We start from the raw sequence: 16,102 nt of genomic DNA, 5'->3' as shown, positions 1-16,102 counted from the left end.
GGTGCGTTCGGATAAGCCGGTGCGGCTGGTGCGCCGGAAGACGGCGGCTCCCCGGGCTCGGACCTGGGGAGCCGATGTCGGCGCGCTGTTCGCCGCCCCGCCGTCCGCTACCGCCGCGCAACCGGACCCGAACCGGATCTGGCGGGTGCTCGGGGGCCCCGGCACCGGGAAGACCGCTCTGCTGATCGATGTGGCCGCGACGCGGATCGCGACGGGTGCGGATCCGGAATCGGTGCTACTGCTCACCCATTCCAAACAGGCGGCGGCGGCCGCCCGGGACGCGCTCACCGAACGGCTGGACAACTGGCCGATATGCGCCCCCGTAGTCGCGGCCGCTGCGTCCGCGGGGGGAGCGGCACGCGCCGCCGAGCCGGCGGCCGACCCGCTGTTCGCGCTCGCCGAGCCGGTTCGCCCGCCGTCCGCGGTGCCCGGCGTCGCCGGCGCGACCCGGGAGCCGCTGGCCCGCACGATCCACTCCTACGCCTTCGGGGTTCTGCGCCGGCAGGCCGCCCGGCACGGGAATCCGCCGCCGCGGCTGCTCACCGGTGCCGAACAGGACGCCGTGCTGCGCGAGATGTTGCGCGGCGATATGGCCGATATCGCCGCCGGAGCCGGTGACCTGTGGCCGCGGCGGTTACAGCCCGCCCTGGGTCTCACCGGGTTCGCCGACGAGCTGCGCGATCTCATGCTGCGGGCCACCGAACGCGGTCTGGGCCCGGAGGATCTGATCGATCTCGGCCGGCGCCGGGACCGTCCCGACTGGATCGCGGCCGGCGATTTCGCGGCCCGCTACGAACAGGCGATGCTGCTGCGCTGGTCGGTCGGGGTGGCCGCGCCCGAGGCGTCGGCGCCCGCCCTGAATGCGGCCGAACTCGTCGGCGCCGCCCTGGACGCATTGGCCGGAGATCCCGAACTGCTGGCGGCCGAACGGGCCCGGTTGCGCTGTCTGCTGGTCGATGACGCCCAGCACCTGGACCCGCAGGCGGCGCTGCTGGTGCGGGTGCTGGCGGCCGGGGCCGGGACCACGATGATCGCCGGTGATCCCGACCAGGCCGTATACACCTTCCGCGGCGCCGATTCGCGGTTCCTCACCGAGGACTCCCCGCCGGGGCGGCGCATCGTCCTCTACGACAACCACCGGTCCGGTCCGGCGATCACCACCGCCACCGCCCGGATCGCGTCGCGGCTACCCGGGCGCGTCCCGCATCGCACCACCCGGGCCGACCTCGGTCCCGCGGAACGCGGGGAGCTGCCCCCGGATACCGGCGCCGAACCGCCGGTTCCGGCCGAGGTTCGGGTGCGGGTACTCGGCAGCCCCGCCAAGGAAGCGTCACTGATCGCCGACCATCTGCGCCGCGCGCATCTCACCGAGGGCGTGCCCTGGTCACAGATGGCGGTGATCGTGCGCTCGGTGCCACTGCTGCTGCCGCCGCTGCGCCGGGCCCTGCTGGCGGCCGGGGTGCCGATCGCGCAACCCGCGAACGATATCCCGCTGGCCCGTCGCCGCGGTGCCGCCTGGATGCTGCTGGCGCTGCGGGCCGTCCTCGCCGCCGAGGCCACACGACGCGGCACCGGGTCCACCGAATCCCTGTTCGGTCCCGACGAGGCGCTCGACCTCCTGGCCGGACCGTTGGGCGGAGCCGATGCGATCAGCCTGCGGCGCCTGCGTCGCGGTATCCGCCGCGCCGCGGTGGAACTCGCCCGCACCCCGAATCCCGCCGCGGCACCGGGGCCGGACTCTGCCGGTGCGCCTGATCCGGACACTGCCGCCGCGCCGGGCCCGGACATTGCCGGTGCCCCGGATTCGGACCACGACGCCACGCCGGGCCCGAACCTTGCCGACGCTTCGGGGCCGGGCCTTGCCGACGCTTCGGGGCCGGGCCTTGCCGACGTTTCGGGGCCGGGTCTTGCCGGTGCCTCTGGACCGGACCTCGCCCACATCCCGGACTCCGACCCTGCGCGCACAGCCGACCCGGACTTCGCCGCGTCACCGGACTTCCCGCCCGAGCCGATGCGCGAACCGCCCGTCTTCGACACCTACCGGGCCGAGGATCCCCTCGACGGGCTCCCACTCCGAGATCTCTTCGCCGATGTCGGTCGGTACCGGGCCGACGCGGACTGGTACGGGATCGACGAGGAGAGCTTCGGTGACGACCCATGGGACGGTCTCCCACCGGAACCTCCGGTGGACGAAGAGAATTTCCCGCCGGAGCCGTACCCCGATGACGGCGAGGAGCCCGATGGGGCCATCGGTACAACCGGGACGGCACCGGGCGGGACTGTCGACGAATCCGAAGCCCCCCGAACCGATCCGCGGACCCCGGCCGACGGAACGGATACCGACCCCCGGCGATCGGGCCCGCGCGGCTCCGCCCCGGACCGGCCTTCGGTGGAGGTGCTGCGGGAGCTGCTGCTCGGCTCGGGCGACGACCGGCTCGTCGCCGGCCTCACCGAGGTCGAGATCGCCCCGCTCGAACGGGCGGCCCGGGCACTGGACCGCGCCCGCCGGGTCCGGCGCGAGGGCGGCGGCCTCGAGGACGTGCTGTGGGCGTTGTGGACCGGGTCGCGGCTGGAGCGGCGCTGGCTGGCGCAGTCCCGGCGCGGGGGAGCGGCGGGTATGCAGGCCGACCGCGATCTCGACGCCGCCGTCGCGCTGTTCGACGCCGCGGCCGCCTACACCGACCGCCTACCGGGTGCGACCATCGAGGGCTTCGTCGAATACCTGCTCCAGCAGCAGATCCCGCAGGACCGGGCGGTGCGGACGCAGCGGGAGGAGGCGGTGGATCTCCTGAGCGCCCACGCGGCGGCCGGCCGGGAGTGGGAGGTCGTCGCGGTCGCCGGAGTGCAGGAGGGGATCTGGCCGGACCCCCGGCCGCGCGGGACACTGCTGCACACCGAGGATCTGGTGGACGAGGTCGCCGGTATCACCGAACGGGTCAGCCGCGCCGCGCCGGTCCTGGCCGAGGAGCGCCGGCTGCTGTTCGTCGCGTGCAGCCGGGCCCGCCGGTCGCTGCTGGTGACGGCGGTGGAATCGGTGACCGGCGAACGTGATCTGGTGCCTTCCCGGTTCCTGGCCGAATTGCTCGGCGGTGATACCGGCGGGGAGCCGGGTGCGCTTCCGGTCGCCGAACCCGGCCGGGTACTCGCCCTGCACGCGCTGATCGCCGAACTACGGGCGGTGGTCTGCGATCCCGGCGCCGGGGACGAACGCCGCCGCCGCGCCGCCCGGCAACTGGCCCGGCTCGCGCTGGCCGGGATTCCCGGTACCGCGCCCGACGACTGGTACGGGGTCCCCGGACTCAGCTCCACCGAGACGCTGTGGGACGACGACGCCCCGATCGCGCTGTCGCCCTCGACGGTGGAGCTGCTGCGGACCTGTCCGCTGCGGTGGGCGCTGGAACGCAACGGCGGGTCCGACGGCGAAAATCCCCACGCGGTCAAGGGAACCCTGGTGCATACCCTGGTCCAGGCACTGGCCGGCCGGGTGCCGCTGGATCAGGTGCGTGCCGAACTCGCCCGGAGCTGGTCCGGTATCGACCCCGAGACCAGCTGGTACTCCCGGCAGGAACTGCGCCGCACCGAGGCCATGCTGGATGCTTTCGTCGCCTGGGTGCGCACCACCCGCGGTGAACTCACCCAGGCCGGGATCGAGGTGCCGGTCGACTGTGTGCTGCCCGCTCCCGGCGACGATGCGCCCGAGGTCCGCATCCGCGGCCGCATCGACCGGCTGGAACGGGACGCCACGGGCCGTTTCGTCATCATCGATGTGAAGACGGGGAAGAATCCGGTCAGCGAAGCCGACGCCGCCCAGCACGCCCAGTTGGCGACCTACCAGGTCGCCGCCGCCGCGGGCGCCCTGGAGGAGAGCGCCGGTGATCCCGAACCCGGCGGCGCACGACTGGTGTACGTCGGATTGCCGGCGGCCGGCGGGGTGGCGAAGGAGCGGGTCCAGCCCGCGCTGGACGCCGAAGCGCTGGAGACCTGGCGCGAGACCATCCACGCCGCGGCCGCGAGCACCGAGGGCCCCGGTTTCCTGGCGATCCGTAACGAGGGCTGCCGGCACTGCGCCGTGAAGAACAGTTGCCCGGTGCAGGATGCCGGGCGCCAGGTGACCGACGAGTGAGCGCCCGGGTCTCGCCGGGACAGCTGGCCGACGCACTCGGGCTCCCTCCGCCGACCGCGGAACAGGCCGCGGTGATCGCCGCACCGTCCGGTCCGGCGCTGGTGGTGGCCGGTGCGGGTGCGGGCAAAACCGAAACGATGGCGGCCCGGGTGGTCTGGATGGTGGCCAACCGGCTGGTCACGCCGGAGGAGGTGCTCGGGCTGACCTTCACCCGCAAGGCGGCCCAGCAGCTCACCGCCCGGATTCGCACCCGGCTGGCCCGGCTGGCCGGGGCCCGGTTGCTGCGCGATCTCGACCCCTCCGGCGAACTGCGCGCGACCCTGGCCGGTGCCGAACCCGAGATCAGTACCTACCACTCCTATGCCGGCCGGCTGCTGAGCGAACACGGCCTGCTGCTGCCGGTGGAGCCGTCGGCGGCACTGCTCACCGAAACGCAGCTGTGGCAGCTCGCCCATCAGGTGGTGCGCGGCTGGGACGGCGACCTCGATACCGACCGTTCCCCGCTGACGGTCACCGAGGCGGTACTCGCGCTGTCCGGGCAGCTGGCCGAACATCTGGTGGAACCGGAAGAACTCGCCGAGGCGCACACCGAACTCGAGAAACTCGTGCACACGCTGCCGCCCGGTCCGCGGCAGCGCGGCGGGCCGAACAAGAACCTGCTGTCGATCCTGCGCGCACAGCGCGAGCGGATGGCGCTGCTGCCGCTGGTCCAGCAGTTGCGGGAGACCCTGCACCAGCGCGGCGCCCTGGATTTCGGGGCCCAGATGTCGCTGGCGGCGCGCTTGGCCGCCGAGCACCCCGATGTCGCCACCGCCGAACGTGCCCGCTTCCGGCTGGTCCTGCTGGACGAATACCAGGACACCGGCCACGCCCAGCGCATCCTGCTGTCCGCGCTGTTCGGCGCCGGTTACCCGGAACAACGCGACCCGCGGTCCAGTGGTGCGCGGCCGCGCGAACTCGCGGTGACGGCAGTCGGCGACCCCATGCAGTCCATTTACGGCTGGCGCGGCGCCTCGGCCGCCAATCTCCCGCGCTTCACCACCGACTTCCCAGTAGCCCCCGGTGTTCCGGCGCCGGTGTTGCCGCTGCTCACCAGCTGGCGCAACCCGCCCGAGGCGCTCGATCTGGCGAATATGGTCGTGGAACCACTACGCGCGGCGGCCCGGGACAGCGGCGGCGTCACCGTCGACCCGTTGCGCCCGAAACCCGGTGCGGAACCGGGTGTCGTCGCGCTCGCGCTCACCGATACCGTCGCGAGCGAACGCCGGTGGATCGCCGAACGGATCGCCGCGCGCTGGGCCGAGGCCCGGGCGGCCGACCGGCCACCGCCCACCTCCGCGGTCCTGATCCGCCGCAATGCCGATGCCGCCGAACTCGCCGAAGAGTTGCGGGCGCAGGGGTTACCGGTCGAGATCGTCGGTCTGGGCGGCCTGCTGTCGACCCCGGAGGTCGCCGATATCGTCGCCACCCTGCGCCTCGTCGCCGACCCCGCCGCCGGCAGCGCCGCGGTCCGGATCCTCACCGGTGCCCGCTGGCGGATCGGGAGCGCCGATCTGGCCGCGCTGGCCCGGCGGGCCCGGGAACTGTCCATCACCCGCGACCCCGGCGGCGATATCACCGACTCCACCACCCTGGCCGCGGCCCTGCACGAGGTGGCCCCCGAACCCGCCGAACGGGCCGGCCTGGCCGACGCCATCGCCGACCCCGGTCCGCCGGACCGGTATTCGGCGGCCGGATACCGGCGGGTGACCGCGCTGGGGCGGGAACTGGCGATGCTGCGCGAACGCGCGGCGCAGCCGCTCACCGAACTGGTCGCCGATGTGGAACGCACCATCGGTGTCGGTGTCGAGAGCCAGGCCCGGCGCGCGCTCGCGGGTTCCGGCGCCGGCCGCGAACATCTGGACGCCTTCGCCGAAGTGGTCGCCGGCTTCGCGAACGACACCGGCGCCACCCTCGGCGGTCTGCTCGCTTTCCTCACCGCCGCCGAATCGGTCGAGAACGGTCTGGAACCCGGCGAAGTGGAGGTCGCCCCGGACCGGGTCCAGGTGCTCACCGTGCACGCCGCGAAAGGACTGGAATGGGAGGTGGTCGCGGTACCGCACGTCACCCGGGATGTGTTCCCGTCGACCCGGGGCGTGAACACCTGGCTCGGTGCCCTGGCCGAACTACCCACCTCGCTGCGCGGCGACCGGGCCACCGCGGAATCCCCGGACGGTGTCCCGGTTCTCGATCTGTCCGAGGTCACCGACCGCGCGGAATTGCAGCGCGGCCTCACCGCACACAAGGAAGCGCTCGCGCGGCGCCGGCTCGACGAGGACCGCCGGCTGTTCTATGTCGCGCTCACCCGGACCGAGCGCGTCCTGCTGGTCTCCGCGCACCACTGGCCCGAAACCGGCGACAAGCCCAAGGGCCCGTCGGAATTCCTGCTCGAGGTGAAAACCGCCGCCGAGCAGCCCGGCAGCGGGGTCGAGATCGCGTGCTGGGCCGCCGATCCCGAACCCGGCGAACCGAATCCGCTGGCGGCCGCCCCGGTGACCGCGTTCTGGCCCGGCGATCCGCTCGGCGCCCGCCGCGACGATATCGAAGCGGGCGCCGCGCTGGTGCACGCGGCACTGGCGGAATTCGCCGCGGGGGCGGACACGCCCGAATCCGGCGACGATCCCGACGGCTGGATCGCGGATGTGGATGCGCTGCTCGCCGAATACCGCGCCGGTGCCGCCGCCGCGGCCGAGGTCGAGCTGCCCACTCAGCTTCCGGCGACCGCGCTGGTCGAGATGCGCGCCGACCCGGGCCGGCTCGCTGCCCGGTTGCGCCGCCCGCTGCCCTACCCGCCCAATCCGCTGGCCCGCCGCGGCACCGCCTTCCACGCCTGGGTGCAGCGCTGGTTCGCCACCGATCAGCTGCCCGGCCTCGACGATCTGCCCGGTGCGGCGGACGCGGGGGCGGCCGCCGACGCCGAACTGGCCCGGATGCAGGACGCGTTCCTGTCCTCGCCCTGGTCGGCGCGCCGCCCGGTGGAGATCGAGGTGCCGTTCGAGACCACCATCGCCGGCGTGGTGATCCGCGGCCGGATGGACGCGGTGTTCGCCGAGCCCGGCGGCGGCTGGACCGTCGTCGACTGGAAGACCGGCGCGGAACCCGGCCCGGCCGACGAAGCCGCGGTAGCTGTGCAGCTGGCGGTCTACCGGCTGGCGTGGGCGCGGCTGGTGGCGGCGCGTACCGGCGAAACGGAACAGCGGATGCTGGAGCGGATCGGCGCCGCCTTCCACTATGTGCGCAGCGGCCGCACGGTGGCGCCCGAGCGCTTACCGGGTCCGGAGGAACTGGTGGCGCTGCTCACCGATTCGACCCGCCGGGACGGGGACGAGAGCTAGGGGTTGTGAACGTGGGCTGCGGGGGATCGGCCGCACACCTGTGCTCCCGCCCACGCCGCGCCGGTTCCGCCCGGCTATCGGCTCGGCGGCTCACCGCGTGCCCGGCTGCACACCATCGCGTCCGCGCCGGATGCGGCCGGTCACCGGCCCGGTGGGGGCCACCCGGCCGCCGCGTATCCGCCGGGTCGGCCGGTCGCTGGTCCTGCCGGGACCGGCGGCTCACCGCCAGCGCGCTGGTGATCATCGGCCACTGCAGCGGCAGCCGCAGCACGGAGACCGCTTTCAGGATCGAGGGTGCCTTCGGATTACGCACCGAATCCGCGGCGAACTGGATATTGGCCGGGAATACCGCGATGAACAGCAGTGCGGCCGGCCGGCCGCCGAGCCGCCGGGTGCGCGGAATCAACAGCGCGGCTCCCACGCCGATCTCGGCCACCCCGGACCAATAGGTGTAGGAGCGCGCCTTTCCGGGCAACTGCGGAGGGACGATCGAATCGAACGGTTCGGGGGGCCACGAAATGCAGGACGCCGGCGCCGAGGAGCAGCGCGGCCAGTCGAAGCGCCGGGGTGCGCCCGGAATCCGGTGCGCCCGCCGGGGCGATATCTGCCATGGCACCACCATTGATACCCGCCACGACCGCGTGTCCGACGTGACGGCGGGTGAGCGGGTAGGCTCCCGAGCTGTGTCGGAGGGACTGACAGTGACCGGTGTGCGTGATGACCGGACCGGTGAAAGGCGTCGCCGGTGAGTTTGCGGTTCGCCGACCTCGGGAGCCGGGCCCGCGGCGCGGCCGGACCACCGGATTTCGCGCTGGTCGGGCTGCTCCGTATCCCGGAGGTCCAGAACAGCCCGTGGATCTCGCTGTTCCGGCGGGTGCTGTTCGCGATCGGGCTGCTGTGCGCCGCCTCGTTCGTGGTGTATCTCGGCCGGGACGGCTACCGGGACGGCGCCGACGATACGGTGACCCTGCTGGACGCGTTCTATTACGCGACCGTCTCGCTGTCCACCACCGGGTACGGCGATATCACCCCGGTCACCCCGTCGGCCCGGCTGGTGAACATCTTCGTCATCACCCCGCTGCGCGTGCTGTTCCTCATCGTCCTGGTCGGCACCACACTGGCGGTACTCACCGAACGTTCCCGCCAGGCTCTGAAGATCCAGCGTTGGAGGCGCACTGTGCGTAATCACACCGTCGTCGTCGGGTACGGCACCAAGGGCCGCACCGCAATCGACGCCATGCTCGGTGACGGCGTGCAACCCGCCGATATCGTCGTCGTCGATATGGACGCGGTGAGCCTGGAAGCGGCGTCGACCGCCGGGCTGGTCACTGTGCACGGGTCGGCCACCCAGTCCGATGTGCTGCGGCTGGCGGGTGTGCAGAACGCGTCCTCGGTCATCGTGGCCACCAACCGTGACGACACCGCGGTCCTGGTCACCTTGACCGCCCGGGAACTCACCAAGAAGGCCAAGATCGTCGCCTCCATCCGTGAATCGGAGAACACCCATCTGCTGCGGCAGTCCGGCGCCGATTCGGTGGTGGTGTCCTCGGAGACCACGGGCCGGCTGCTCGGGATCGCCACCACCACGCCCAGCGTCGTGGAGATGATGGAGGATCTGCTCACCCCGGAGCACGGTTTCGCGGTCGCCGAACGCGAGGTCGAACCCGGTGAGGTCGGCGGGTCGCCGCGGCATCTCAGCGATATCGTGCTCGGGGTGGTGCGGGCCGGTGAGTTGGTGCGTGTCGGCGAGCCGGCGGTCGACGCCCTGGAAACCGGGGACAAACTCCTCTACATCCGTCGCGCCCGCTGACTCCGCCACGGCCGTTATCGAGCCGCGATAGTCTCGGTACGTGGCCGTTTTCCGACTCAACCAGATTCCCCTGCTGTCCCGTTCGGCGCTGGACCGTGCCGACCATCTGCGCGCCGATGAACAGTCGCTGAAGGACGGCTGGTCCACGGCCCGCCTGCTCCGGGTGGGCCCGCGCGGCGCGGTGCGCTACGAGTCGGAGGCACTGGTCTGGGAAGCCGCGCTGGAGCTGTCCCCCGAGCCGAGCCCCGACGCGGTGTTCCTCGGCGTACAGGACGGTGTGCACCTGTGGGCGGTGCGCGACGAGGCGCTCTCCGGCACCCTGCGGGACCTGCGCCGGCTCGCCGACGCCTCGATCGACGATTTCACGGCCGGGGTCCTGTCCACCGCGCTCGCGCTGATCAACTGGCACGCCGGCGCCGCCTATCACGGTGCGGACGGCACACCGACGATGCCGGCCAAGGGCGGCTGGTCCCGGGTGGCCGAGGACGGGCGCGAGGATTTCCCGCGCACCGATCCCGCCGTGATCTGTCTCATCCACGACGGTGGCGACCGGGTGCTGCTGGCCCGTCAGCACAGCTGGCCGGAGACGATGTTCTCGCTGCTGGCCGGGTTCGTGGAGGCAGGGGAGTCGCTGGAACGGTGTGTCGAGCGGGAGATGCGTGAGGAGGTCGGGCTCGAGGTGCGCGATATCGAATACCTCGGCAGCCAGCCCTGGCCGTTCCCGCGCTCGCTGATGCTCGGGTTCTCCGCGCAGGCCGACCCCGACCAGCCGTTGCACTTCACCGACGGTGAGATCGCCGAGGCGCACTGGTTCACCCGCGACGAGGTGCGCGACGCGCTGGCGGCGGGCGGCTGGCGGACCCGGCCGGAGGCGGGCGCGCATGGCCGGAGCGAAGGCGGAGGTACGCCTAGAGGGCACTGCCGGGCCTGGCCCGTCCACAGTCCGCGCATGGCCGGAGCGAAGGCGGAGGTACGCCTAGAGGGCACTGCCGGGCACGGCCCGTCCACGGCCCGCGCATGGCCGGAGCGAAGGCGAAGGCGCACCCAGGATCCCGGCGCGTGAGACATGCGGCACGGGTTTCCACCGCCGGTTTCCGGACCGACCGGTATTCGCCGGTTCAGCCCAGCAGTACCGCGTATCCCGGTTTGATGATGTCGTCGATGATCCGCAGCCGCTCCGGGAACGGGATGAACGCCGATTTCATCGCGTTGATGGTGAACCGTTCCAGATCGCTCCAGCCGTAGCCGAAGGTCTGGTGCAGTTTGAGCATCTCCCGGCTCATGCTGGTATCGCTCATCAGGCGGTTGTCGGTGTTCACCGTCACCCGGAAGCGCAGCCGCGCCAGTAGGTCGAACGGGTGTTTGTCCAGCGAGGGCACCGCGCCGGTCTGCACGTTCGACGAGGGGCACAGTTCGAGCGGCACCCGGGTGTCGCGCACATACGCCGCCAGCCGCCCGAGCCGGGCCTCTTCGACCGCGCCCGGCACCTCGATATCGTCGACGATCCGGACGCCGTGCCCGAGCCGGTCGCAGCCACAGAAGGCCAGCGCCTCGTGAATGGACGGCAGGCCGAAGGCCTCGCCGGCGTGGATGGTGAAATGCGCGTTGTTGACCCGCATGTACTCGAAGGCATCCAGATGCCGGGTGGGCGGGTATCCGGCCTCCGCGCCCGCGATATCGAAACCGCACACACCGCGGTCGCGGAAGCGGACCGCCAGTTCCGCGATCTCCCGGGACCGCGCCGCGTGCCGCATGGCGGTCAGCAGACAGCGCACCACGAGGGGCTGTCCGGCCGCGGCGGCGGCCGCCTCACCCGCGGCGAACCCGGCCAGTATGTGTTCGACCACCTCGTCGAGGGTGAGGTCCCTTTCGAGGTGTTGTTCGGGCGCGAATCGCACCTCGGCGTAGACGACCCCGTCCGCGGCCAGATCCTCGGCGCATTCGCGGGCCACCCGGTGCAATCCCTGCGGGGTCTGCATCACCGCGACCGTATGGGTGAAGGTCTCCAGATAGCGCTCCAGCGAGCCGCTGTCGGCCGCGTCCCGGAACCAGCGCGCCAGGGCTTCGGCATCCGCGGCGGGGAGCCGGTCGTATTCGCAGTCCGCGGCAAGTTCGAGCACGGTGGCGGGCCGCAGGCCGCCGTCGAGATGATCGTGTAGCAGCGCCTTCGGTGCCCGGCGCAGTGTGGCGAGATCCAGCGGCAGAGGTCCGGTCATATGCCGACGGTATCGCCGAATGTCGCGGCGGTCAGCCGGACGGCCCGAAAGGTTCCACCTCTTCGGCGGGCGCTCACCTCGAATTCCCTTCGTGGTCAGCGGCCGGATGCGGGTGGTTGTGTGCGGCACCCGGGCCGGACCGGGCGGGTGGGTGACCGGAATGCCGGTGCGGCGACCGATGCTGTCCGGGGCGGTGCGCGTCGCCGGCGACCCGGTCGAGGACGAGCGGGCCAGGGGCGGGCCGGTCGGTGGATCCGGTCTCGACGGTGATCGCCTCGGCCAGGGCCTCGAACGCGCGGGGGAATGCCTCCGGGGTGTCGGTGTGCAGGGTGAGCAGCGGTTGCCCGGCGGTGACCCGATCGCCGGGGCCCGCGTGCCACTGCACGCCCGCGGCGGCCTGGACCGGGTCGCCCTGCCGGGCGCGGCCGGCGCCCAGGCGCCAGGCGGCGATACCGACCCCGCGCGCATCGAGGTGGGTCAGGGTTCCCGAAGCCGGGGCGGACAGCGTTTCGGTGTGCGCGGCCGTAGGCAGCGGGGCGCCGGGATCACCACCCTGGGCGCGGATCATCGCGGTCCAGCGATCCATGGCGCGGCCGTCGGCGAGCGCGTCGGCGGGATTGGTGTCCAGACCCGCCAGCGCGACCATCTCGCGCGCCAGGGCCAGCGTCAACTCCACGATATCGGCCGGTCCGCCGCCCGCGAGCACCTCGACGGCCTCGGCGACCTCGAGCGCGTTGCCCGCGGTGCAGCCCAGCGGGGTGTCCATCGCGGTGAGCAGGGCCACGGTCCGCACACCCGCGTCGGCGCCCAGTTCGACCATGGCGGCGGCCAGCGCGTGGGCCTCCTCGCGAGTGCGCATGAACGCGCCGGATCCGACCTTCACATCCAGCACCAGGGCGGCGGTGCCCTCGGCGATCTTCTTGCTCATGATGGAACTGGCGATCAACGGGATGGATTCGACCGTGCCGGTGGTATCGCGCAGTGCGTAGAGGCGTTTGTCGGCGGGCGCCAGATCGGCACCGGCCGCGCAGACCACGCAGCCCGCGGCCGGGTCGGTGAGGATCTCGCGCATCCGGTCCGGGTCGATATCGGCCCGCCAACCCGGAATCGATTCCAGTTTGTCCAGCGTGCCGCCGGTGTATCCCAATCCGCGGCCGGACAGTTGCGGTACCGCCGCGCCACAGGCGGCGACCAGCGGCGCCAGTGGCAGGGTGATCTTGTCACCCACGCCGCCGGTGGAATGTTTGTCCACCGTCGGCCGCGGGAGATCGGTGAAGTCCAGCCGCCGCCCCGACCGCAGCATCGCCGCGGTCCAGCGCGCGGTCTCGCGCCGGTTCATCCCGCGCAGCACGATCGCCATGGCCAGAGCGGCCATCTGCTCGTCGGCCATCTCGCCGCGGGTGAACGCGGCTATGGCCCAATCGATCTGCGCGTCCGACAGTTCGCCGCCGTCGCGTTTGGCCCCGATGATCGATACCGCGTCGTGTGCCGTCACGCCACCAGTCTGGCAGCGCCGCGGCGGTCGTGCCGGGGCCCGCCCAGCCGGGCCCCGCCTACCCGACCACGCCGTTGCCGCGGCCGCGACCGCGGCGGACAGGCCCGCCCGGTGTGGCCGGGAAAACTACTCCTGGAGCGCCCGCAGGGTCTCGAGGCGGTGCTGCACCGTGGGCCCCGTGGGGGTCACGATGATCTCGTCCGCGCCCGTGTCCTTCACCAGCGTGTCGAGCCGGTCGAGGACCTGCTCCCGGGTGCCGATCGCCTGGTCGGCATTGCGGTCGTCGACGAAGGCGTTCTCCGCGTCCGACCAGGGATACTCCTCCGCCTCGGCCAGGGTCGGTATCCGCTGCGGCAGCTGACCGGTGCGCATCCGCAGCTGGACCAGGCTCTGTGGCAGGGTGCGCCGGCGGGCCTCCGCGGCGGAGTCGGCGACCACGGTCGCCACGGCCAGCATCGAATGCGGTTGGCTGAGCACCTCGGAGGGGCGGAACTCGCTGCGGTACAGCTCGAACACCAGCGGGGTGTTGCGTCCACCGGCGAAGTGATGGGCGAACGCGAACGGCAGACCCATCATCGCGGCCAGCCGAGCACTGAAATCACTGGAACCGAGCAGCCACATCTCGGGGGTGTCGCCCTTACCGGGCACCGCCTGGATACGGTCGCCCTGTCCGCCGCGCAGCGGCGGAATCGTCCCGAAATAGGCGAGCAGTTCCACCACCTGTTTCGGGAAATCCTCCACCGCCTCGGCCGCCGCGCCGCGCCGGATGGTGGCCGAGATGAGCGGATCGGTCCCGGCGGCCCGGCCCAGCCCCAGGTCGATGCGGTCACCGTAGAGCGCGACCAGGGTGCCGAACTGTTCGGCGACCACCAGCGAGGAATGGTTGGGCAGCATCACCCCGCCGGAACCCACCCGGATCCGTTCGGTCGCCGCGGCCACCCCGGCTATCAGCACCGGCGGCGCCGAGCTCGCGATACCCGGCATGCCGTGGTGCTCGGCCACCCAGAACCGGCGGTACCCCAGTCGCTCGGCCTCGCGGGCGACGGTCAGGGTGTCGGCGAGCGCCTGCCGATGTGATCCGTCGGCGGCGACGGCGGCCAGGTCGAGCACGGAGAGCGGAACTGTCATACCCGGACCAACCCGTTCGGTGCCGCCGGGATTCCACGGCCGCCGGGGGCCGGCGGAGAAAGGGTCAGGTCCGGCCGGCGGCGAGGTCGTCGGGACCGAAGGCGTCGGTCAGCAGCCGGCCCAGGGGTACCGGGCCGTCGGCGTGGTCGACGAGCAGTTCCTTCCCGCCGAACTCGTAGAGCACCTGGCGGCAGCGGCCACAGGGCAGCAGGATCGCGCCCCGGGAATCGCAGACCGAGACGGCGAGCAGCCGGCCGCCGCCCGCGGTGACGTTGTTGCCGGCCAGCACGCATTCGGCGCAGAGGCCCAGCCCGTAGCACACGTTCTCGATATTGCAACCGACCGATACCGCGCTGCCGTCCCAGCCGGCCGCCCCGACCGGAAAACGAGAATAGGGGGCATAGGCGCGTCGCATGGCGGTGTGCGCGCTGGTGCGAAGAAGATTCCAGTCGATATCCATAGCTGCTCCCGCGTCCGTGGGCGACCCACCGGGTCCGGGCCCAGCCTGCCGCATCACCGTGTCCGCCGCGCGCCTGCGCGCACGATCTGTTCCGAGCGGATGTGAAACACGTCGTTCCGCTCGGAGATAAGTAGATTGCCCGGCCACTCGGTCCGGGACCCCTCACCAGGAAGGTGCGAATGACGCTTCCGAAGTTCCTCATCGTCATGGTGTATTCGAAGTTGCTGCTGTCCAGGCTCGACGCCTTCGGCAAGGTCGAGGTACGGATGGAGTACCAGATCGTGCCCGATCACGAGGCCGATCCCGCCGTCGGCAAGTACCCGCAGAGCGCGCCGGCGAGTCAGGCCCTGCTGGGGCGGGTGCCGGGCGATGTCGTCGAAACCGTCTTCAACTACGAGGCCGTGCGGCTACGGGTCGATTCGATCCACGAGGGCGACTGATCCGGCGTGGTTCCACCGGCGGCCCGCTCCGGGTGGGCGGCGGCCGGTGGGCCAGGCTCCGCCGCTCGGTCCGGGCAGCGGCGGGCCAGGCGGGCGCGCGGTCTGCGCGCCGATTCCGGAATATCGCGGAAAGTCTTTCGGCGCCGCGGCGATCTGTCCGCTACTCTTGAGTAACTTCGTCTCCGGTAATGAGACATTTTGCACATTGCCCCTGCGCGCACTGGCGAGGTCGGCATTGTGGGCCGGCATGCGCAACGAAAAACGCGCGGTGCGCGCGTGCGCTGCGGACCGGATGGGAAATCCGCTGCACACCAAGGTTTTGCGGAACAATCCGACGTCGCGGGAAGGTTCCGTAAGTAGGCGATCGAGGGCATGACAAACCCGCCGCAGGAGCCCTTCACCGCCCTACGAAGGTAAACCTAACCTGTGTGATCTGGGCGAAACGCGCGGCACGCCGAATTAGTTCCCCGATTGTCAGAGGATTAGAGTCCAGAACAGATCGGTTCAGGTTCGGCGGCGGCGAGCCCTATCGACAGCGGCCCCGGAGCCGGTCCCTGTCGGCCGCGGGTTGGTACGCCACCGAATTTCCGGCCCGCCACACCGGTGCCGGGATCTGCGACCGGGTCCATCAACGATGTTGGAGGCACCGAAACTCTATGGCCACGATAGAAGCTCCGGCTCAGCCGAAGCGCAAGACGCTGTACCGAGGCGACCCCGGAATGTGGTCCTGGGCCCTGCACCGGATCACCGGTGTCACGGTTTTCTTCTTCCTTTTCGTGCACGTCCTGGACACCGCGCTCGTACGGGTCAGCCCGCAGATGTACGACGAAGCGATCGAGATCTACAAGACGCCGATCGTCGCGCTCATGGAGATGGCACTGGTCTTCTGTGTGCTGTTCCACGCGCTCAACGGTGTGCGGGTGATCCTGGTGGACTTCTGGTCCCAGGGGCCGCGCTACCAGAAGCAGATGCTCTGGGGCATCCTCGGGCTCTTGGTCGTGCTCCTGGTGCCCTCGATCGGCCGCATGTTCTACCTACTGTTGACGGAGCACTGAG

At 71.6% G+C, this 16,102-nt stretch carries 10 protein-coding genes and 1 pseudogene; 6 read left to right on the top strand and 5 right to left on the bottom strand.

Features of this window, described 5'->3' with window-relative positions; translation table 11 throughout:
• Position 1: 1 nt before the first annotated feature.
• Positions 2 to 4,123 (top strand): PD-(D/E)XK nuclease family protein, encoded by a 4,122-nt coding sequence (locus ACLML9_RS00875; protein WP_411943668.1) that lies wholly within the window; start codon positions 2 to 4, stop codon positions 4,121 to 4,123.
• Entirely contained in the window at positions 4,120 to 7,497 is a 3,378-nt protein-coding gene (locus ACLML9_RS00870; protein ID WP_411943643.1) for an ATP-dependent helicase, read from the top strand. Before ACLML9_RS00875 ends, ACLML9_RS00870 begins: the two co-directional genes overlap by 4 nt.
• A gap of 208 nt (positions 7,498 to 7,705) precedes the next feature.
• Here the strand turns inward: ACLML9_RS00870 and ACLML9_RS00865 are convergent.
• Positions 7,706 to 8,108: pseudogene (locus ACLML9_RS00865) on the bottom strand (hypothetical protein); the annotation flags it as partial.
• 134 nt (positions 8,109 to 8,242) lie between these two features.
• Between ACLML9_RS00865 and ACLML9_RS00860 the strand changes: the two are divergent.
• On the top strand, positions 8,243 to 9,307 hold the full coding sequence (locus ACLML9_RS00860) for a potassium channel family protein (RefSeq protein WP_411943642.1): 1,065 nt from the start codon (positions 8,243 to 8,245) through the stop codon (positions 9,305 to 9,307).
• A gap of 40 nt (positions 9,308 to 9,347) precedes the next feature.
• Positions 9,348 to 10,370 carry an NAD(+) diphosphatase gene (gene nudC, locus ACLML9_RS00855; RefSeq protein WP_411943641.1) on the top strand — a complete coding sequence of 341 codons (1,023 nt, stop codon included), beginning with the start codon at positions 9,348 to 9,350 and terminating at the stop codon, positions 10,368 to 10,370.
• Between the two features lie 55 nt (positions 10,371 to 10,425).
• Here the strand turns inward: nudC and ACLML9_RS00850 are convergent, their stop codons facing one another.
• From ACLML9_RS00850 to ACLML9_RS00835, 4 genes are all read right to left on the bottom strand, one after another.
• Positions 10,426 to 11,523, bottom strand: a complete 1,098-nt coding sequence (locus ACLML9_RS00850) for an adenosine deaminase (protein ID WP_411943640.1) — start codon at positions 11,521 to 11,523, stop codon at positions 10,426 to 10,428.
• 73 nt (positions 11,524 to 11,596) lie between these two features.
• Positions 11,597 to 13,018 carry a thymidine phosphorylase gene (locus ACLML9_RS00845; protein WP_411943639.1) on the bottom strand — a complete coding sequence of 474 codons (1,422 nt, stop codon included), beginning with the start codon at positions 13,016 to 13,018 and terminating at the stop codon, positions 11,597 to 11,599.
• Positions 13,019 to 13,144: 126 nt separating this feature from the next.
• Positions 13,145 to 14,146, bottom strand: a complete 1,002-nt coding sequence (locus ACLML9_RS00840) for an LLM class flavin-dependent oxidoreductase (protein ID WP_411943638.1) — start codon at positions 14,144 to 14,146, stop codon at positions 13,145 to 13,147.
• 64 nt (positions 14,147 to 14,210) lie between these two features.
• Positions 14,211 to 14,606, bottom strand: coding sequence for a cytidine deaminase (locus ACLML9_RS00835; RefSeq protein WP_411943637.1), 396 nt, complete (start codon positions 14,604 to 14,606; stop codon positions 14,211 to 14,213).
• A gap of 179 nt (positions 14,607 to 14,785) precedes the next feature.
• Here ACLML9_RS00835 and ACLML9_RS00830 point away from each other — a divergent pair, with 179 nt between their 5' ends.
• Positions 14,786 to 15,046 (top strand): GreA/GreB family elongation factor, encoded by a 261-nt coding sequence (locus tag ACLML9_RS00830; RefSeq protein WP_411943636.1) that lies wholly within the window; start codon positions 14,786 to 14,788, stop codon positions 15,044 to 15,046.
• 656 nt (positions 15,047 to 15,702) lie between these two features.
• Entirely contained in the window at positions 15,703 to 16,101 is a 399-nt protein-coding gene (gene sdhC / locus ACLML9_RS00825; protein WP_411943635.1) for a succinate dehydrogenase, cytochrome b556 subunit, read from the top strand.
• Position 16,102 lies beyond the last annotated feature (1 nt).

Origin of the sequence: Nocardia sp. NPDC002869 (assembly GCF_046764065.1) — a bacterium.
Lineage (GTDB): Bacteria > Actinomycetota > Actinomycetes > Mycobacteriales > Mycobacteriaceae > Nocardia > Nocardia rhamnosiphila.
Note: the sequence above shows the minus strand (reverse complement) of the source record. Positions and strands in the feature narration are given on the sequence as shown.